This is a genomic window from Trinickia violacea (genome assembly GCF_005280735.1).
GTDB lineage: Bacteria > Pseudomonadota > Gammaproteobacteria > Burkholderiales > Burkholderiaceae > Trinickia_A > Trinickia_A violacea.
On record NZ_CP040078.1, the window covers coordinates 2,359,146 to 2,378,445 of the forward strand.

Below are 19,300 nucleotides of genomic sequence, written 5' to 3' on the forward strand. Positions count from 1 at the left end.
GTTTTTTGAGCGCGCGCGGCAGCGGTTCGCACGATGCGCGCGCCTCGACGCGCATCACATCACAACAGTTGGGCAGTGTGTTGCACGAACGACGCGTAGATCGCTTCCGCGCGCGTGCGATCCTGCAACTGAATCACGCGCCAAAAGTGCTTATCCTGAAAGAGCGCGATGTAGTACGTCATTTCGCGCGCGTAGAAGAACAGGCTCGCACCGTAGGTGCCGTTGTAGGTGGTGCGCAATTCGTTCAGCTGGCCGTCGCGGATCAATTGCATCAGCTGGGCGACGTTGCCTTGCGCATCGTTGTCGCCCGCCGGCACGACTTGCTGGCTCGCCGGCCCTGCCTTCCCGTCCAGCGTGCCGAGCGCCGGGCGCTCGCCCGCCAGCGGCGCCGCTCCTCCCTGATTCGCATCCTGCGCCGATGCGGTGCCCGCCAGCATCGTCGCATAGGCAATCGCCGCCAGCACCGCGCCTCGAATCTTAATAGACGGCGTCATACCCCGGCCCCATGCAATTTCATCGACGGCCGAATTATCTCGCGAAGTTGTCGATTTCATCCCGTATATAACGCGGTAATCCTTCGGCCGTATATTCAAAGCATGACTATCGATCCAATCGGGCTCAATCGTCGCGGTGCTTTGAGATCCACTCGCTGAACAACGCCACTTTCTGCTGATGCGCGACGCTGTCGGGGTACACGAAGTAGTAGCGCAAGCCCGTCTCCACGAGCGTGTCGAACGGCATGACGAGCCGCTGGGCCGCGACATCTTCGCCCACCAGCGTCCAGTCGCTGATCGCGACGCCGAAGCCCTGCATCGCCGCGTTCGTCGCCATGTCGAGCGTTTCGAAGCTCGGGCCCAGGCTCACATTCACGTCGTGCGCCCCGACATGATCGAGCCACAGCTTCCAGTCGCGGTGATCCCGCGTCGGGTGCAGCAGCGTGTGCTGCACGAGATCCGCCGCCGACGCGAGCGGCTTGTCTCTGAGCAATTCCGGCGCGCAGACCGGCGTGAGCCGCTCGTCGAACAGCGGGATGGCGTGCACGTCGACGCCCGGCGACGACCCGTAGATGATCGCCGCGTCGAAGGGCTCGACCTGAAAATCGACGTCGTGTTGCGAGCTGGTCGTGATCTGCAACTGCAGATCGGGGTATTCGGCCTGAAAGCGCATGATCTTCGGCAGCATCCAGCGCATCACGCAGGTCGGCACTTTCAGCGCGAGGTCGGTGCGCTGGCGCGTGAGGCGCAGCGAAATTTCCTCGATGCGCGCGAAGCTTTCCTTGACCGCGGGGAGCAGAAGCTCGCCCTCGGCCGTCAGCGTGAGCCCCTTCGCATGGCGTTTGAACAGCGGGAATTGATAGTAGTCCTCGAGCGCGAGGATCTGCCGGCTGACCGCCCCTTGCGTCAGACACAGATGCTCGGCCGCGCGCGTGAAGCTGCGGTGGCGCGCAACCGTTTCGAAGATCTGGAGAGCATTGAGCGGCGGCAGTCTGCGCATGGCATCAATTCAGAGGTCGGCGATGGAAAAACTCACGGTGCCCGCGCATTGGCCCAGGCATCACGCGACCAAACCTCGCGCAACCCGGCAAGCCGCGAGATCCCACGCCGCGCAGCCGACGCTCTTGAACACCGCGGGCGCGAGCGCACGTGCCGTCCCGGCATCGCTCAACACCGACGCGAGCGTTGCCACGCGCGCCCAGTCCACGCCGGCTTGAATGAAGTCGCCGGCTTCGTGCTGCGCGCCGGCGAGATCGTCGACCAACAGGGTGCTGCCGAGCACCGTCCGCGCACCGACCTCGACGGCATCGGGCGTGAATGCGCCGACCCCGACCACCAGCCGTTCGCGCCGCGGCGCCTCGTCGTAGACGGCAACCTTGCTCGTCGTGAGCGTCACGACGACGTCGACCGACTCCGGTATCTCGACACCATCGATCGGCTCCAGGTTCGGCACCGCCGCGCTGTGAGCGGCGCAGAACGCCTGCGCACTGGTGTACGAGCTGCCGCGCACGCGCACCCTCGCCTGCGGGAACACTTCGCTCAAAGCCCGCGCGTGATGGACCGATTGCGTCCCGGCGCCGATCAGCAGCACATCGCGCGGCGCGTCAGGCATCAACGTCCGTATCGCGAGCATCGTGACCGCCGCCGTGCGGCGGCCGGTCACCGTCGGGCCGTCGAGCGCGAACAGCGCTTCACCGGTATCGGGATCGCATGCCGTCACTTGTCCGTGAATCGTCGGCAGCGCGCGTTCGCGATTGCGCGGGCACACGGTCACCAGCTTGTGGATCGCCAGATCGCCGGCTGTCGCCGGCATGGACAGCATCACGCCACCGTCGTTGAGCGGCACGACGAGACGCGCCGGACTCGCAATCGCGCCTTGCGCATAGTCGACGCACGCGGATTGCAAGGCATCGACGAGCTTGGGAAAAGGTGTCAGGCGCGCGGTGTCGTCCGCGTCGAAAATCTTCATCGTGGTCATCGTTGTTGGGCTCGGTCCATGAAAGTCAGCGGGCTGATCGTCGCGCTTGGCGGATCAGCCGATCATAGAACGCAACCGTACGCGAACGGATCGCTCTCGTCGATGATCCAGTTGGAAAAGCCGCAGATGCGCGCGCGGCCCGCGGTCTCCGGCAATGCCGTCCAAGCCGGCGCAGCCGCGTGCCTCGGCTGCTTGCCATCACGCGTTGCGCCCGCCGCCGCGTGGGCCGCGTGGGCGTAAGAGCGATGCGCCACGGCTCGCGCCTGCGCGCTCCCGAGGCGCACCGTGCCGGCATGATCGCCGTCCCACTTCACAAACGCTTCGACGACGCGGCCCGGCAAATCGATGCCCACCCGCGTTTCCGGCGCGCTTCGCTCGACCCAGCCAAGCGCCACGGCGACCGTCGCGAGTGCGATCACGCCGTCGTCATTGCGCTCGAAGTAGCCGTCCGCATCGACGTAGATCATCCCGAGATTCGCGCTTTCGCTCTCGGGCTCGGTCAGGAAGCCGCCGGCAAGACCGGCGTAGCCGCGTGGCGCGAGAAAGAGCGCACGCCGCCAATGGTCCGCATTGCGTTCGAGCCACGCGCGCCGCTCGGCGAGCGTCGTGCCGGCGAACTTCGGCAGCCCGCGCGTCACGAGCCGGAACGGCCGGCCGTTCGTGTGCACGTCCACGGTGTCGATCGTCCGATTGATCTTCATGACGCATCCGACGATTTATCTCCCCGCCGCTCCATCCTGTCCTCCTGTTTCTTGTGCCATCGATGGTGGTTGAAAAGTTAGACGACATTGCGCCGCCCGGCAACGTTTTCAAAAATCACCGGGGCACGACAGGCGGCGCTCGACCTCTTGACGACGCGGCGCCGATGCTAGGGCCTGTTCACGCTAATAACAGGCCCTAGGTTATCGATTGAATGAGCGCTCGCCGTGCGAGCGCGAGATCGTCATGCCTCGGCCGGCAAAGAAGCGTTCGAATGCGTCAAAGCGCAAATAGGCATCGGCCTGATGCGGAGCGATGCCCGAAGGATTGTGAAACCACACGCCATCGCGGTCGGCGCCGTGCAGCAGAATCAGATGGCCGCCGCGCGTTTCGTTTGGCTCGTCCGGATAGCGAATCCGCGGGCTCACCGACGCGATCGCAAACGTGTCCGAGTCGATGTGCCCAGCCAGCGCTTCAATTCCGATTTCCGGCAACACATGCACCTTCAAGCCAAACGCCTCTCCGACCCAATCGGCAAACGGCCGGTAAATCAGCCCGTCGACACCGCCATCCGTGCGCATCTTATACGCGCCGCGCTCGAGCGCCTGATCGAGCAGCGCCGCGCGCGATGCGCGCCGAATCCGCCAGAAATCCAGCACCGACTCGAGACAAGTCAATCCGCACACGCGCTGCGCCCAAAACCGATAGCGCTCCGGATCGGCAAAGCCGCTTTGGCGCCAGTGCGGATCGTCGCAAGGATCGGCGGATTCCTCGACGATCGGGCGCACCCAATCGGGGCTGCCCCATTGCGAGTAATACGGCACATTAATATGACGAATTGAATCAAGTGTCATTGTTTGTTAATTCCTCGGATAAATTAACCACCATTCGGTACAATTCTGCCCGCCTGCAAATTCTTTACATTTATCCTTCATCCCCAGCAATGAAAGGGCGGAAGGTAATGTAAGGCATTCGCTACCGAAACCCGGCATTGACATGCATATTGTGCGACCCGTAACGGGTTGAAACATATTTGACGCAGGATGGGCGCGCTTTTCTCGCTAAGATATACTCCGATTCCCAGCGTGACGCGCCGCCTCGAAACCGATTTCATCAGCCGAAAAGCGGTGCTATCCCGTAGTGGTGATGCTTTCATTTAGTCCGTTCGCCTCACTCCCCAGCGTGACCGGTCGGCTTGCGAAGCAAGCGGCTTATTGACGCAATTTGCATCGATATTCAGCTTGGTGTCCTCTTACTACAATTGAAATCGAGACGCTTTCAAGCAGCATGACCAACGAAGCAACTTCAACCGACTCCCTCGCAGTCGCCGAGTGCGTGCGCGAGTTGATGAGTCGACACGGCATTGGCAAGCGACAGCAAACGACCGAACTGTGCCGTATCCTCGACCTCAGTTTCTCGCAAGGGCACCGCAAGCTGCGCGGCAACAGTCCATGGACGCTATCGCAGATCAAGAAAGTGGCCGAGGCGTTCGGCGAACCGGCCGCGCAGCTGTTCGGCGCGCAGACGCTCGACCCCGGCATGGTGGGCGCCAACGCTCAGGAAGCCGTGTTTTGCATCGGCGCCGTCGAGATGGCTTGCACGGCCTGGATCGGCGCCCCGATCGAAGCCGGCGCGCGCCCCGAGTTCATCGCGTATTCGAAGCAAGGCCAATGGCGCGTCGTGCGTCATGACGGCGCGCTCTATCAGAACGCGTTCGAAGTCCACAAGATCGAGATCTATCCGCGGCGCGGCGAAACCGACAAGCCTTCGATCGCCGTGGTCGACGACGATCAAACCTCCGCCGACAACCTGCGCGACTACCTGGAGCAAAGCGGCTTTTCGGCCACCGCGCTCTATGGGTTGCAAGCGTTCAACGACGCGCTGCAATCACAGATATTCGACGCCGTCGTGATCGACTGGCTGTTCGGCGGACAAACGGCGGCGGCCGCGATCCAGAGCGTGCGCTCGTCCGAGAACCCGGACGCGCCGATTTTCGTGTTGACGGGTGAATTGCTGACCGGCAAGGCCAGCGAATCGGAGATCAGCGACGTGATTCGCCGTTTCGACGTGGCGTGCTACGAGAAGCCCGCGCGCCTTGCCATTCTTGTCGCGGACCTGACCAAGCGGCTGAATCGGGCGTAAGCCGCCGTTCAATAGGCTAGGCGCTGAAGCCGGGCAGCGCCGACGCTGATGCCGGGCCGGTCACCGGCCCACGGCTTCCTCGACCCTCAAGCCACGCGCTGCACCGCCCGCGCGCGCTCCACCGCCTCGCGCAATTGATCGTAGTGCACCGGCTTTGACAGCACCTCGAAGAACGGCCCGCCCTCGCCATTCGCGGCCGAATCCGGCGCATAGGCGCTCACGGCGATGACGGGCACGCCCGCACTCGGCCCGCCGCGTTCGCGGAACTCGGCGATGAACGAATAGCCATCCTTGTCGGGCATGTGCAAATCGACGAGCACAAGATCGCACCGCTCGCCGTCCAGCCAGCGCAGCGCCTCGTCCGCGCTGCCCGCCGCCACCGCATCGCACGCCATGTGCGCGAGCAGCTCGCCGAGCGATTCGCGCACCGGCGGATTGTCGTCGACGATGAGCACGCGCGGCCGCATGCCGGTCGCCGCATCGGGTTGCTCAATGTCGCACGTCACAGCCGGCTCGACCATGCGGACGGGAATCGTCACGGCGAACGTCGTCCCTTCGCCCACGCGGCTCGTCACCTTGATCGTGCCGCCGAACAATTCGACCAGCCCGCTGACAATCGCGAGCCCCATGCCCGCGCCGCCGTAGCGCCGCGTGCGGGAGCCGTCGAGCTGCGTGAACTCCTTGAACAACAGCGGAATCTGCGCCTCTTCGACGCCCGGGCCCGTGTCGCTCACGGAAATGGCGAGCGCGCAGCACTGCACGTCGAGCGCGACGTGAATCGAGCCGGTGTCGGTGTAGCGAATCGCGTTGGTCACGAGGTTGCTGACGATCTGGCGGATACGGTGCGGATCGGACTCGACCCCGCCCGCGGTTCCCGCGACGCTGCTCGTCAGCACGAGGCGCTTCGCGCTCGCGGCCTGCAAGTGCTCGTCGACGATCGATTCGATCAAGAGGCGCGGATCGAAGCGCTCGTCGTGGAGCACGAGCTTGCCGGCGCCAAGACGCGCGTAGTCGGTCAAGTCGCGCATCTGCACTTCGAGGTGCCGCGCCGCCGTTTCCAGGCGGCGAATCACTTTGCGGTCCGCCTCGGATTGCAGGTGAAAGCCGAGCAGCTCGACCGACGACACGATCGCGTGCAGCGGCGTGCGCAACTCGTGGCTGATCATGCCGAGGAAGGTGTCCTTCGCGAGACTGGCTTCGCGCGCCACGCGCGCGGCTTCCTGCTCGGCGTCGAGGGCGGCATGCTGCTGCGCGATGAGCTTGCTGCGGCGCAGGCCGTTGAAGATCAAGAGCGCCGTCGCGGCCGCCGACAACAACAGCAGCACGATACCGCCCGCAAACAGGTAGCGGCGCTTCGCGACGAAATCGGTCGCGAGCGCATCGTGCTCGGCGACATCGACGAGCCGCCGGCTCTGCGCGAGATCGTTGACTTCGTCCCAATGCGCGTTCAGCGTCTCGACGATCCGCGCGGCGCGCGACGGGTCGCCCGGCAAGGCGTCGATATCGGGGCGCAGCGCGTCGATCGTCTTCTCGAGCACGATCAGTTCATCGTGCTGCCAATGCTCGAGCGACGGGTGCTGCTCGAGCCGGCTCGTCGAGCCGAGCATGACCCGCAGCTTCGATTGCACGATCTGGTAGCGCAGCGTCAGCGTGCCGATGTCCCAGTCCACCCCGGTCTGATAGCACAGCACTTGGTTTTCGAGGCGCGCGTAGGCAATCTGGAACTGCGCCGCATCCCAGTAGAAGCCGTCATACGGCCTCGTGACCTGGTTCTCTGCGCGCGGCGCCAGGAGGTTGTCGTAGAGCAGATAACCGATTGCGCCGATGGGCGGGGCCAGCGCGGTCAGCCAGATCAGAACGAACGCCAGGCGCCGCAGTGAAGCCTTGTTCATTTGATGACCAGCGACTTGATCTGCCAGACGAATTTAGCCGTTGCGCCGGCCGTCGACAGCTCGTCCGGATACTGGTCGCGCGGATAGATCAGAAACATCGGGCCGAAATCGCTCACCTGCAGGCGCTTGCCGTTCATGCTGTACGCGAGGATGACGCCATAGCGGTCGGCGTCCGAGGCCGGGATCGCGTAGGTGTAGTCGTCGAACGAATGCAGTTCGACCACCTGACCGCGCGCCCCGACGATCTTCAGGATATCCGCCAGGCTCGGCCCGACGAAGTCCGATTTCTTCGTCCAGGCCGTCGCGGTGGAAATCGAATGGGCCGGCAGACTGAGCAATTGCGCTTCGCTGAAATGATAGACGGAGTGCGCGGCGTCGGTGGTCTGGGTGATCTGGCCCGTGACGTCGAGCGCGAGCGGCGTGGCTTGCGCGGGCGCGGCGGCCAGCGCCGCTGCGAACGCCACGCAACATGCGCCGGCCCAGGCCCGAATGGACGGCTTACGGTATGCGGTCATCGACATTTCCAGTACCCCAGTTTTTTATTCGTTAACGACGCTTTTGGCGATTCCTCAACTCTTTAACGCGAGATCGTCTTTTGCGCCAGCATTTTGGCGCGCATTGTAGCGTCTATGGGTGGGGGTAAAGGTGGAAGGGCCCTATATGGAAGGCCCCAAGAAGGCCCTAGGCGGAAGGCTCGCCGACGAACGCCACGGCCGAGCCTTCCAGTCAAGCCAGGGACGTCAAACGTCGAACTTGACGCCTTGCGCGAGCGGCAGCTCGCGGCTGTAGTTGATCGTGTTCGTCGCACGGCGCATATAGCTCTTCCACGCGTCGGAGCCTGATTCGCGTCCGCCGCCGGTCTCCTTCTCGCCGCCGAACGCCCCGCCGATCTCCGCGCCGCTCGTACCGATGTTCACGTTCACGATCCCGCAATCGCTGCCTGCCGCCGACATGAAGTGTTCGGCTTCGCGCATGTCGTTGGTGAAGATCGCCGACGACAAGCCTTGCGGCACGGCGTTATGCACGGCGAGCGCTTCGGCGAAATCGTCGTAGACGAGCACATACAGGATCGGCGCGAACGTCTCGCGTTCGACCACCGCCGTCTGCTTCGGCATCCGCACGATGGCAGGACGCACGTAGTAGGCGTCGTCATGGCCTGCGTCGACGCGTTCACCGCCCTTCACGTCGCCGCCTTCCGCGCGGGCTTGCGCAAGCGCGCTTTGCATCGCATCGAACGAGGCGCGGTCGATCAGCGGTCCGACCAGCGTATCGGCGGCAAGCGGGTCGCCGATCTTGACGGACACAAACGCCTTCTCGAGCCGCGGCAGCAGCTGGTCGGCCACGCTGCGATGCACGATGAGGCGCCGCAGCGTCGTGCAGCGCTGGCCAGCCGTGCCGACGGCCGCGAACGTGACCGCGCGCACGACGAGATCGAGATCGGCGCTCGGCGCGACGATCATCCCGTTGTTGCCGCCCAATTCGAGAATGCTGCGCGCGAGCCGCTTCGACAGCACCTGCGCGACTTCCATGCCCATGCGCACGCTGCCCGTCGCGCTCACGAGCGCCACCTTCGGCGATGACGTCAGCGCCGCGCCGACATCGCGCGCGCCGATCAGAAGCTGGAGCAGACCCTCCGGCACCACGCCGGGGTGCGTCTTCTCGAACTCGCGCACCGCCTTGTTGAAGAGCGCATAGCAGGCGATTGCCGTGAGCGGCGTCTTCTCCGACGGCTTCCACACGACCGGATCGCCGCACACGAAGGCCAGCGCCGCGTTCCACGCCCACACCGCCACCGGGAAATTGAACGCCGAAATCACGCCGCACACGCCGAGCGGATGCCACGTTTCCATCATCCGGTGCCCCGGGCGCTCGGACGCGATCGTCAAGCCGTACAGTTGCCGCGACAGGCCCACCGCGAAATCGCAGATGTCGATCATTTCCTGCACTTCGCCCAGGCCCTCGGACTGGATCTTGCCCGCTTCGAGCGTGACGAGCTTGCCGAGCGCATCCTTGTGCTCGCGCAGCACGTTGCCGAACACGCGAACCAGTTCGCCGCGCAGCGGCGCGGGCACGGTGCGCCACTTCTCGAAGGCGGCATGCGCGGCGTCGATCTTGCGCTCGGCGTCCGCGGCCGTGTCGACTGCGAGCGTGGCAAGCGTCGCGCCGTCGCGCGGCGAGCGGGCTGTGAGGGCGCTGCCCTTCCACTGGGCGAGATCGATATCGAGCGCTGCAAGAATGTCGTTGACTACCATCACTTCCTCTTTGGGTCGAAGCGCACCGGGCGGCTTTGCGCGCGAGTCGGGCGCGAAGCCAGCCGCGATGCGCGGTATGCGCGGCGGGATCAGCCGCCGCTAAGGGTCGATTCGATCCTTGCGGACCGGGTTGTTGCTGGGTTGTTGTTGATACGGCGCCGCGTACTCGCCGGTACGCGCCGTCTGCCTGTGACTTTCCGATTGAAGCGCGTTCGCGCCCTCCGCGCAAGCTGCGAACACCGTCGAAACGCTCGCGCCCATTGGCCGAGCGCCATTTTCTAGGCGGCGGATTTCACTGGCAACTGATTAAAACTCACCACTTCATTCTAAAAATGCACTAAGTCCGCTGACGACCTCGCGGGAGCTAAACACCTCATCTCACACCCCTTCCCGCCTCCAGATTTACCCCAATCAACGGGTGCTTACATTGCACCGCACCAATCCACATCACCCCTTTCGCAACAACGCCCGAGCAAATCAGGCCCGAATTTCTCTTCCGCAGCGCGCAAACGACAATTCCTTGACACTCTTGCCGCGCGCCGCTTTACTAAATAAAACAAATTGATTTAGTTGGCCAGGAACAGTCATCGTCACCGAAACGCTGTCATTACAAATCCGGAGGAGCACCCCAATGAGATCCCGTCAGCACCCCGTCGTCACCCGTATCGCCATGCTGTGCCTCGCTGCGTCGGCCGCCTGCGCCACCGCCGCGTTCGCCGATCAGCCCGTCATCGGCCTCATCACGAAGACCGACACCAATCCGTTCTTCGTGAAAATGAAACAAGGCGCCGAAGGCGCCGCGCAGAAGGACGGCGCGAAGCTCCTGACCGCCGCCGGCAAGTTCGACGGCGACAACGCGAGCCAGGTCACCGCGATCGAAAACATGATGACGGCGGGCGCGAAGGCGATTCTGATCACGCCGAGCGACACGAAAGCGATCGTCCCGTCGATCAAGAAGGCGCGCGACGCCGGCGTGATGGTGGTCGCGCTCGATACGCCGACCGACCCGCAATCGGCCACCGACGCCCTCTTCGCCACCGACAACTTCAAGGCCGGCATCCTGATCGGCGAGTACGCGAAAAAAGCGCTCGGCAGCAAGCCCGCGAAGATCGCGACGCTCGATCTCGCGCCGGGCGTGTCCGTCGGCGTTCTGCGCCACAACGGCTTCCTGCAGGGCATGGGCGTGAAGGACGGCGATCCGAGCGTCGTCTGCAGCCAGGACACGCGCGGCGATCAGGCCAAGGGCCAGACGGCGATGGAGAACTGCCTGCAGAAAGCGCCCGACATCAACGTCGTCTACACGATCAACGAGCCGGCCGCGGCGGGCGCCTACCGCGCGCTGAAGGCGGCGGGCAAGGATAAGGACGTGATGATCGTGTCGATCGACGGCGGCTGCGAAGGCGTGCGCAACGTGAAGGCCGGCCAGATCGCCGCGACCTCGCAGCAATATCCGCTGAAGATGGCCGCGCTCGGCGTGGAAGCCGGCGTCGACTACGCCAAGAGCGGCAAGAAGGTCAACGGCTATCACGACACCGGTGTCACGCTGATCACCGACAAGCCGATGTCCGGCGTCGACAGCAAGGACACCGGCTATGGCCTCGCCAATTGCTGGGGCGGCAACTGACGCCGCGCGTGCCTGATATGTCTAGATGAGATGCCTAGATAAGATGCCTCGATGATGTGCATTGAGGCGGCGCGCACCCCGCACGCGCGCCGCCTCGCTCAGTCCCCCCGTTCGTACTCGTTCGACCCTGCCTGGAATCGCCATCATGCCTACCACCCACTCCGTGCCGCCGGTCGCGTCGGCCCCCGCTTCGCGCCGTCTCGCCGACCGCATGCCGAGCCTCGCCGAAATCGGCCCGCTCGTTGCGCTCGTGCTCGCGTGCCTGTTCTTCATCTCGCAGAGCAACCGCTTTCTGTCGTTCCAGAACTTCTCGCTGATCCTGCAGCAGACGATGGTCGTCGCGGTCATCGCGATCGGCCAGACGCTGATCGTGCTGACGGGCGGCATCGATTTGTCGTGCGGCATGGTGATGGCGTTCGGCTCGATCGTGATGACGAAGTTCGCCGTCGTGCTCGGCGTGCCGCCCGCGATCGCGATCCTGTGCGGCGTCGGGGCGAGCACGCTCTTCGGTCTCTTGAACGGCGTGCTGATCACGCGCATCAAGCTGCCGCCGTTCATCGTCACGCTCGGCACGCTGAACATCGCGTTCGCGCTCACACAGCTGTATTCGAATGCCGAAAGCGTGTCGAACCTGCCGGACGCGATCATGTTCTTCGGCAGCACGTTCCGCGTCGGCCCCGCCGAAGTGACATACGGCACGGTGCTCGCGCTCCTGATGTATCTCGCGACCTGGTTCGTGCTGCGCGACACCGTGCCGGGCCGCCATCTGTACGCGCTCGGCAACAACCCGGAATCGGCGCGCCTCATGGGCCTGAAGTCGAACCGCATCCTGATCATGGTGTATTCGCTGGCCGGCTTGATCTACGGCGTCGCCGCGCTGTTGCTCGTGGCGCGCACCGGCGTGGGCGATCCGCAGGCGGGGCAGACCGAAAACCTCGACAGCATCACGGCGGTGGTGCTCGGCGGCACGAGTCTCTTCGGCGGACGCGGGTCGATCGTCGGGACGCTGCTCGGCGCGCTGATCGTCGGCGTGTTCAGGAACGGGCTGACGCTGATGGGCGTGTCGTCGGTCTATCAGGTGCTCATCACCGGGATGCTCGTGATTCTCGCCGTCGCCGCCGACAAGCTCTCGCACCGCGGCCGCTAAAACGCCCCGTCGCTACGCAAGCAATCGATATCGGGCGCCCGCTACGGCGCCCCCAAGGACACACAGAGTAGAGGAACCATCATGTCGACACCCTCTTCCACCCCCGCCACGCCGGTGCTGCAAGCCAAAGGGCTCATCAAGCGCTACGGGCACGTCACGGCGCTCGACGGCTGCGACTTCGAAGTGATGCCCGGCGAGATCATGGCCGTGATCGGCGACAACGGCGCGGGCAAGTCGTCGCTGATCAAGGCGCTGTCGGGCGCGACCGTGCCCGACGAAGGCGAGATCCGCCTCGACGGCCAGCCCGTGCATTTTCGCAATCCGCTCGATGCGCGCGCCCAGGGCATCGAGACCGTCTACCAGGAACTCGCCGTCGCGCCCGCGATGAGCATCGCGGAAAACCTCTTTCTCGGCCGCGAGATCAAGAAGCCCGGCTGGCGCGGCTCGCTGCTCAAGATGATCGACAAGCGCAAGATGCTCGAAGAAGCGATCGCGGCCATGAAGGACCTGCAGATCGGCATCCGCTCGATGCGCCAGCCGGTCGAGACGCTCTCGGGCGGCCAGCGCCAGGGCGTCGCGGTGGCGCGCAGCGCGGCGTTCGCGCGCCACGTCGTGATTCTCGACGAGCCGACCGCCGCGCTCGGCGTGAAGGAAGGCAACATGGTGCTCGAGCTGATCCGCCGCGTGCGCGATCGCGGCCTGCCCGTGATCCTGATCAGCCACAACATGCCGCACGTGTTCGAGATCTCGGATCGCATCCATATCCAGCGCCTCGGCAAGCGCGCCGCGCTCGTGAAGACGAAGGACATCCATATGTCCGACGCCGTCGCGATCATGACCGGCGCGAAGCAGGCGGACGTGAAGGCGATTGCGTGAGCACCACCCCACGTTCCCGTCCGCCGCTCGCGCGGCCCGTCGGCTCGAATCAGGTCGGCATGCGGCAATTCAACGAGCGGATCGTGCTGCAGGCGATCCGCTTGCATGGGCCGCTGCCGAAGGCCGATGTCGGGCGGCTCACGCGTCTTTCGATGCAGACGGCGTCGCTGATCGTCGAGCGGCTGATCGACGACGGCCTGCTCGCCAAGCAGGCGCGCGTGCGCGGGCGCATCGGTCAGCCGTCGGTGCCGATCGCCTTGCGCGCCGACGGCGCGTACACGATCGGCATCAAGGTCGGGCGCCGCAGTCTCGATGTGCTCGCGATGGATTTCACGGGCCGCGTCTGCAGCCGCGACGTGCTCGAGTACGCCTACCCCGATCCGCACGTGCTGTTCCCCGCCCTCGAACAGAAGCTCGCGCGCGTGAACGAGACGCTCGGCAAGGACGCGCAGAAAGTGGTTGGCGTGGGCGTCGCCGCGCCGCTGTGGCTCGGCGGCTGGCGCGAGTTTCTCGGCGCGCCGCAGGAAGCGCTCGACGCCTGGAACGCGATCGATATCCGCGCGCGGATCGAAGCGATGACCGGGCTGCCCGTCGAGTTCGCGAAGGACACGACCGCCGCCTGCGCCGCCGAGCTCGTCATGGGCCAAGGCCGCGGCATTCGCACGTTCCTGTATCTGTTCGTCGGCACGTTCATCGGCGGCGGGCTCGTGATCGACGGACGTCTGCATAGCGGGCCGCACGGCAACGCCGGCGCCGTGGGATCGATTCCACTGGCGTCCGGCAACGGACGAGCGACGCGACAGTTGCTGCACGCGGCATCGGGCTTCGTGCTCGAGCAGCGCATGACCGAGGCGGGCGCGCCCGCAACGGCGGCACACGATCATCGCGCGCTATCGCCCGAGCTGTGGGGCATCACCGAGCAGTGGCTCGACGAAGCCTGCCCCGCGATCGCCTCGGCGCTCACGACATCGGCGGCGCTGCTCGATCTCGAAGCCGTCGTGATCGACGGCGAGGTCGACCGGCAGCTCGTGCGCGAAATCCTGCGCCGCACGGAGCGCGTGCTCGACCGCTTCGAGTGGGAGGGCATAGTGCGGCCGCAGCTGCTTGAAGGTACGATCGGGTCGGATGCACGCGCGATGGGCGGCGCGATCCTGCCGCTCTACGCGCATTTCGCGCCGACCCACGAACTCTTTCTCAAACCCGCCACGGATATCGCCTGACGATGCAGAGCTTTTACGAAGCCACGGTGTTGCGAACCGAGCGGCCCGCGCTTAAGGGAGCGCACGAGGCTCAGGTCTGCATCGTCGGCGGCGGGCTCGCCGGACTCTCGACCGTGCTCGGGCTCGTCGAGCGCGGCGTGCGCGACATCGTCGTGCTCGAAGACCGGCGCGTCGGCTTCGGTGCCTCGGGACGCAACGGCGGCTTCGTGTTCGGCGGCTACAGCCTCGATTGCGCCGACCTGCTGCGTGCGCTCGGCCCCGAGCGTGCGCGCGATCTGTATCGGTTGACGACCGACGCCGTCGACCTGATTCGCGAGCGGATCGAACGCTACGGGATCGCATGCGACGCCACCTACGCCGGCGTGATTCTCGCCAACTGGTTCGACGATCCCGCGCGGCTCGACGCGCAGCGCAAATTGATGAAAACGTCGTTCGGCGTCGACTGGGAACCGATTCCAAACGATCAGTTGCGCGCGCAACTGAAATCGGATCGCTATCACGGCGGCTTGCTCGAGCGTCATGGCTTTCATTTTCATCCGCTCAAGTACGTGCTCGGCGTGGCTGACGCCGCTGCCAATGCCGGAGTACAGATTTACGAGCAAAGCCCCGCGCTGAGGCTGCGCCGCAACGGCAGCGGTTTTACCGTCGAAACCGCGCACGGCCGCGTCGACGCGCAACACGTCGTGATGGCGGGCGGCGGCTACGCGCGCAACGTCTACCGGCGCGTCGAGCGCGCCGTGCTGCCGATCGCCACCTACGTGATGGCGACCGAGCCGCTAGGCGCGCGGCTCAAAGACGCGATCGATTGCGCCTCGGCCGTCTACGACACGCGCTTCGCATTCGACTACTACCGCCCGCTCGCCGATACGCGGATCCTGTGGGGCGGCCGCATTTCGGTGCTCGAACGCGAGCCGGAAGCGATCGCGCGCCTCTTGAAGCGCGATCTGCTGCGCGTATACCCGCAATTGCACGACGTGAAAATCGAATACGCGTGGGGCGGCCTGATGAGCTATGCGCGCCACAAGATGCCCCAGATCGGCAAGAGCGCCGACGGCGTCTGGCATGCGGTCGGCTTCGGCGGACACGGCATGGCGCCGACCACCGTCGCGGGCGAGCTGCTCGCCGCGGCCATCGGCGAAGGCCGGCCGATTCCCGAAGGCTTCGCCGCATTCGGCCTCACGCGCGCGTTCGGGCCCTTCGGGCTCGCCGCCGCGCAACTGACCTACACCGCGATGCAAGCGCGCGACGCGCTTGCCGAGCGTCGCGGCTGAACGGGTTTTGTCGATCGCACTACGTGCTTCGTTGCCGTCTCTTCGGCGTGACAAATCCACACAATAGCGGGCGCAGTGCCACATATTCTGCGTGCTAGAATCGCCGCGTTTATCGCCGCGCAATTGACGACACAATGAAGAAGGTACTGAAGGTTGCACCGTCCGACACCCACGACGTCCCCACCGAAGCCCGGCGCAAATACGATCCCGAGCAGACCAAGCGCAACATCCTCGATGTCGCGACCCAGGAGTTCTCCGCGATGGGGCTCGCGGGCGCGCGCGTCGATCAAATCGCCGAGCGCACCAACACGACGAAACGGATGCTGTATTACTACTTCGAGAGCAAGGAAGGTCTCTATGAGGCCGTGCTCGACAAGGTCTACGGCGACATCCGCACGCTCGAACAGGATCTGCACATCGACGAGTTGGAGCCGCAGGAAGGCATGAAGCGGCTCGTCGAATTCACGTTCGACTATCACGACAAGCATCGCGACTTCGTGCGTCTCGTCACGATCGAGAACATCCACGGCGCGAAGTACATCGAGCAGTTGAAGTCGTTCAAGAACCGCAATGCAAGCGTGATCAAGACGATCGAAGACCTGCTCCAACGCGGTGTGGCGGCCGGCACGTTCCGCGCCGACCTCGACGCGATCGACCTGCACCTGATGATCAGCTCGCTGTGCTTTCACCGCGTCTCGAACCGCTACACGTTCGGCACCGCGTTCGGGCGCGATCCGTCGCATCCGCGTCTGCGCGCGCGGCATCGCGAGATGATCGTCGATGCCGTGCTGCGTTTCGTGCGCAAGGAATAACGCCGCTAAATAACGCCGCTTAGAAAGACAATCGCCGCCTGCGCAATGCAGGCGGCGAGCGTTGCAGCGTAGACAACCTAAGCGGCCACTCAATCGTTGAGCACGATCCGCTTGATATCCCCGACCACGAAGATATAGGCCAGCGCCCCGATCAGCGCGATCGTGCCGATGAACGCGAGCGCGCCCACGAACGAGCCGGTCGCCGTCACGATGATGCCGATCGCGAGCGGCGTGATGATCCCCGCCAGATTCGCCGCCAGATTGAAGATGCCGCCCGTCACGCCGAGCAGACCGTCAGGCGCGATATCGGAGACGAGCGTCCAGCCGAGCGCGGCCATGCCCTGCGCGAAGAACGCCACCGACATGATCACGATCACCACCGTGTTGCTCTGCACGTAGTTCGCGAGCACGATCGTCGATGCAAGCAGGAGCCCGGTGATGATCGGCAGCTTGCGCGCGATGTTGGGCGACTTGCCGCGCTTGAGCATCCAGTCCGAGAACCACCCGCCGAACAGCACTCCCACCGACGCCGCGATGAACGGCATGATCGCGAAGAAACCGATCTTGAGCCAGGCCATATGGCGCTCGGTCGCGAGGTAGGTGGGAAACCAGGTCAGGAAGAACACGAGCGTCGAGTTGCCGGCGAACTGGCCGAGGCAGATGCCCAGCAGTTGGCGCTGCTTCAAGAGGTGCCCCATCGTGCGCCAGCTCAGTTTGGCCTTGGGCTGCTCGGCGGCGGCGTCCGCGCTCGTGCCTGATTTCGATTTGCGATGCGTGAGCCCGCCGCCCGCTTCGATGTATTCGAGCTCGGCCGCGTTCGCACCCGGATGGTCGCGCGGCTCGCGATAGAAGATCCACCAGATCACGGCGAACACGAGCCCCGCAGCGCCGACGACGTAGAACAGCGTGCGCCATCCGTACGCCCCCATCAGCGCGAACAGGATCGGACTGAAAAACGCGAGACCGATGTATTCGCCCACCGTATACGTCCCCGTCGCGAGCGCCCGCTCGTTCTGCGGGAACCAGGTGGCGACGACGCGACTGTTGGTCGGAAAGCACGGCGACTCCGACACCCCGAGCCCGAGCCGGCACGCGAGCAGCGGCGCCACACCATGCACGAACCCTTGCAGCAGCGTGCACAGCGACCAGAACGTCATCGACAGGTAGTACGTGAGCTTGCTGCCGAAGCGGTCGAGAAAGAGACCGCCCGGAATCTGCGCGGCGACGTAGGTCCACGAGAACGCCGAGAACATCACGCCCATCACGGCCGCGTTGATGCCGAGTTCCTTGGTCAACTGCGGCGCCGCGATGCCGAGCACCGTGCGGTCCAGATAGTTGATCATCGTGCCGATCGCCAGCAACGCCAGAATCTTGTAGCGCGCGGACGTTCGGCGCGCCGTTGCTGCCGGCACGCCTTGCGCACGCGCGTGCTCACCCTGCGGCGCATGCTGCGCCTGAATCTGCTGTCGCACGAATGTCTCCTTGATTTATTTGGCTGCCGGCGGATCAGCGCGGCAGCAATGTCTGAAAGTGCTGGAACATGCGCTCGGCGTCGGGCGCGATGCTGGTGAAAATCTCGAATGCGTCGACCGCTTGATACACCGCCATGCCGCCGCCCGTCAGCGTGCGGCAGCCCAGCGCCTCGGCGGCCTTCAGCAGTTCGGTCTTGATCGGGAAGTACACGACGTCCGCGACCCACAGCGCCTGGTGCAGCAATTCCACCGGCAGCGGCACGCCGGGGAGCTTGGCCATGCCGGTCGGCGTCGCGTGGATCAGGCCGCTGGCAGCCGCCACGGCGTCGGCCAGCGCACTCGGCGTCTCGCCGCCGGCACGCACGCGCGCCGCCGGAAAGCGCACTTGCAGTTCCTCCGCGAGCTTCGCCGAACGCGTGGCGTCGACGTCGAACAGCATCAACTCGCGCGCGCCCATCATCAGCGCGGCGTGCGCCACGGCCGCGCCCGCCCCGCCCGCGCCGAGCTGCACGACGCGCTCGAGCGACACGCCCGGCAAGCCGCGCTCGAAGGCGCGCTTGAAGCCAGACCAATCCGTGTTGTGTCCGATGCGCTTGCCGTCCTTGAACAACACCGTGTTCACCGCGCCGAGCGCGCGCGCATCGTCCGACAGGTCGTCGAGCAATTCGATGACCGCCTGCTTGCACGGATAGGTGATGTTCAGTCCGTTGAAGCCCATGCGCTCGGCGGCGGTCAAGAGCGACGGCAGCGACGACATGTCGAGCCGCAGCGCCTCCAGATCGATGCGCCGGTACACGTAGCTGAACCCGAGCTGGCGGCCCTCCTCTTCGTGCATCGCCGGCGATAGCGAGCCGCCGATGCCCGAGCCGATCAAGCCGGCCAGAAACGATTTCGATGTCATTCGATACTCCTTCAATACGCTTTTTTCGAGCCTCGGCGGCGATCAGCGGGCCTTGGCGAGCAACGTCGCCATGCGCCGCAATGCCAGCTCGTAGCCCTCGGTGCCGCATCCGCAGATCACCGCTTCTGCCACGTTCGACACATACGAATGGTGCCGGAATGCCTCGCGGCGATGAATGTTTGAAATATGCACTTCGATCACGGGCTTTTCCACGGCGCTCAGCGCGTCGGCAATCGCCACCGAGGTATGCGTGTACGCCGCCGGGTTGATCACGATGCCGTCCGCCGTCGTGCGCGACGCCTGAATCCAGTCGATCAGCTGATGCTCGGCGTTCGATTGCCGGAATTCGAGCGACAGCCCGAGCGCATCCGCGGCATTGCGGCAGCGCGCCTCGACGTCCTGAAGCGTTTCCGCCCCGTAGATATGGGGCTGGCGCGTGCCCAGCAGATTGAGGTTCGGCCCGTTCAGGACCAGCACCGACGGCTTGCTCATGTGATGCGACTCCATTAATGACGCGGAC

Annotated in this window: 18 protein-coding genes; 7 read left to right on the forward strand and 11 right to left on the reverse strand. The window is 64.9% G+C overall.

What is annotated here, in order from left to right; translation table 11 throughout:
• Positions 1-59: 59 nt before the first annotated feature.
• The 5 genes from FAZ95_RS32655 to FAZ95_RS32675 all read right to left on the reverse strand — a co-directional run bounded on the left by FAZ95_RS32655 (position 60) and on the right by FAZ95_RS32675 (position 4,025).
• Positions 60-494 carry a DUF2968 domain-containing protein gene (locus tag FAZ95_RS32655; RefSeq protein WP_175425827.1) on the reverse strand — a complete coding sequence of 145 codons (435 nt, stop codon included), beginning with the start codon at positions 492-494 and terminating at the stop codon, positions 60-62.
• 124 nt (positions 495-618) lie between these two features.
• Positions 619-1,494, reverse strand: coding sequence for a LysR substrate-binding domain-containing protein (locus tag FAZ95_RS32660; protein WP_137336532.1), 876 nt, complete (start codon positions 1,492-1,494; stop codon positions 619-621).
• A gap of 60 nt (positions 1,495-1,554) precedes the next feature.
• The gene (lhpI, locus tag FAZ95_RS32665; protein ID WP_137336533.1) at positions 1,555-2,472 is read right to left on the reverse strand and encodes a bifunctional Delta(1)-pyrroline-2-carboxylate/Delta(1)-piperideine-2-carboxylate reductase; all 918 of its coding nucleotides are present in this window, start codon (positions 2,470-2,472) and stop codon (positions 1,555-1,557) included.
• A 62-nt stretch (positions 2,473-2,534) separates the two neighbouring features.
• Complete coding sequence (locus tag FAZ95_RS32670; protein ID WP_137336534.1) at positions 2,535-3,173, reverse strand: proline racemase family protein; 639 nt, start codon at positions 3,171-3,173, stop codon at positions 2,535-2,537.
• Positions 3,174-3,374: 201 nt separating this feature from the next.
• On the reverse strand, positions 3,375-4,025 hold the full coding sequence (locus tag FAZ95_RS32675) for a cysteine peptidase family C39 domain-containing protein (RefSeq protein ID WP_137336535.1): 651 nt from the start codon (positions 4,023-4,025) through the stop codon (positions 3,375-3,377).
• A 433-nt stretch (positions 4,026-4,458) separates the two neighbouring features.
• On the opposite strand from FAZ95_RS32675, the gene FAZ95_RS32680 reads away from it, so the two are divergent.
• Positions 4,459-5,313: a helix-turn-helix domain-containing protein gene (locus FAZ95_RS32680; RefSeq protein WP_137336536.1), complete on the forward strand. Its 855-nt coding sequence runs from the start codon at positions 4,459-4,461 to the stop codon at positions 5,311-5,313.
• Positions 5,314-5,399: 86 nt separating this feature from the next.
• Here FAZ95_RS32680 and FAZ95_RS32685 read toward each other — a convergent pair whose 3' ends face one another.
• The 3 genes from FAZ95_RS32685 to amaB form a co-directional block, all read right to left on the reverse strand.
• On the reverse strand, positions 5,400-7,205 hold the full coding sequence (locus tag FAZ95_RS32685) for an ATP-binding response regulator (protein WP_137336537.1): 1,806 nt from the start codon (positions 7,203-7,205) through the stop codon (positions 5,400-5,402).
• A complete protein-coding gene (locus FAZ95_RS32690; RefSeq protein ID WP_175425828.1) occupies positions 7,202-7,720 on the reverse strand; it encodes a putative pterin-binding protein in 519 nt (172 codons plus the stop codon). Before FAZ95_RS32690 ends, FAZ95_RS32685 begins: the two co-directional genes overlap by 4 nt.
• A 225-nt stretch (positions 7,721-7,945) precedes the next feature.
• On the reverse strand, positions 7,946-9,457 hold the full coding sequence (amaB, locus tag FAZ95_RS32695) for an L-piperidine-6-carboxylate dehydrogenase (protein ID WP_137336539.1): 1,512 nt from the start codon (positions 9,455-9,457) through the stop codon (positions 7,946-7,948).
• Between the two features lie 631 nt (positions 9,458-10,088).
• On the opposite strand from amaB, the gene FAZ95_RS32700 reads away from it, so the two are divergent.
• From FAZ95_RS32700 to FAZ95_RS32725, 6 genes are all read left to right on the forward strand, one after another.
• Positions 10,089-11,081: a sugar ABC transporter substrate-binding protein gene (locus tag FAZ95_RS32700; RefSeq protein ID WP_137336540.1), complete on the forward strand. Its 993-nt coding sequence runs from the start codon at positions 10,089-10,091 to the stop codon at positions 11,079-11,081.
• Between the two features lie 211 nt (positions 11,082-11,292).
• Entirely contained in the window at positions 11,293-12,228 is a 936-nt protein-coding gene (locus tag FAZ95_RS32705; RefSeq protein ID WP_437437796.1) for an ABC transporter permease, read from the forward strand.
• 81 nt (positions 12,229-12,309) lie between these two features.
• The gene (locus FAZ95_RS32710; RefSeq protein ID WP_137336542.1) at positions 12,310-13,104 is read left to right on the forward strand and encodes an ATP-binding cassette domain-containing protein; all 795 of its coding nucleotides are present in this window, start codon (positions 12,310-12,312) and stop codon (positions 13,102-13,104) included.
• Positions 13,105-13,163: 59 nt separating this feature from the next.
• A complete protein-coding gene (locus FAZ95_RS32715) occupies positions 13,164-14,324 on the forward strand; it encodes an ROK family transcriptional regulator (RefSeq protein ID WP_137337718.1) in 1,161 nt (386 codons plus the stop codon).
• Between the two features lie 2 nt (positions 14,325-14,326).
• The gene (locus tag FAZ95_RS32720; RefSeq protein WP_137336543.1) at positions 14,327-15,595 is read left to right on the forward strand and encodes an NAD(P)/FAD-dependent oxidoreductase; all 1,269 of its coding nucleotides are present in this window, start codon (positions 14,327-14,329) and stop codon (positions 15,593-15,595) included.
• A 134-nt stretch (positions 15,596-15,729) separates the two neighbouring features.
• Positions 15,730-16,407, forward strand: a complete 678-nt coding sequence (locus tag FAZ95_RS32725) for a TetR/AcrR family transcriptional regulator (protein ID WP_137336544.1) — start codon at positions 15,730-15,732, stop codon at positions 16,405-16,407.
• 89 nt (positions 16,408-16,496) lie between these two features.
• On the opposite strand, the gene FAZ95_RS32730 is transcribed toward FAZ95_RS32725, so the two are convergent.
• Genes FAZ95_RS32730 through aroQ form a run of 3 tightly spaced genes read right to left on the reverse strand, consistent with a single transcriptional unit; the run spans position 16,497 to position 19,272 of the window.
• Positions 16,497-17,879, reverse strand: coding sequence for an MFS transporter (locus FAZ95_RS32730; protein ID WP_437437756.1), 1,383 nt, complete (start codon positions 17,877-17,879; stop codon positions 16,497-16,499).
• 34 nt (positions 17,880-17,913) lie between these two features.
• The gene (locus tag FAZ95_RS32735) at positions 17,914-18,780 is read right to left on the reverse strand and encodes a shikimate dehydrogenase (protein ID WP_137336545.1); all 867 of its coding nucleotides are present in this window, start codon (positions 18,778-18,780) and stop codon (positions 17,914-17,916) included.
• 42 nt (positions 18,781-18,822) lie between these two features.
• A complete protein-coding gene (gene aroQ, locus FAZ95_RS32740) occupies positions 18,823-19,272 on the reverse strand; it encodes a type II 3-dehydroquinate dehydratase (RefSeq protein ID WP_137336546.1) in 450 nt (149 codons plus the stop codon).
• Positions 19,273-19,300: the final 28 nt, after the last annotated feature.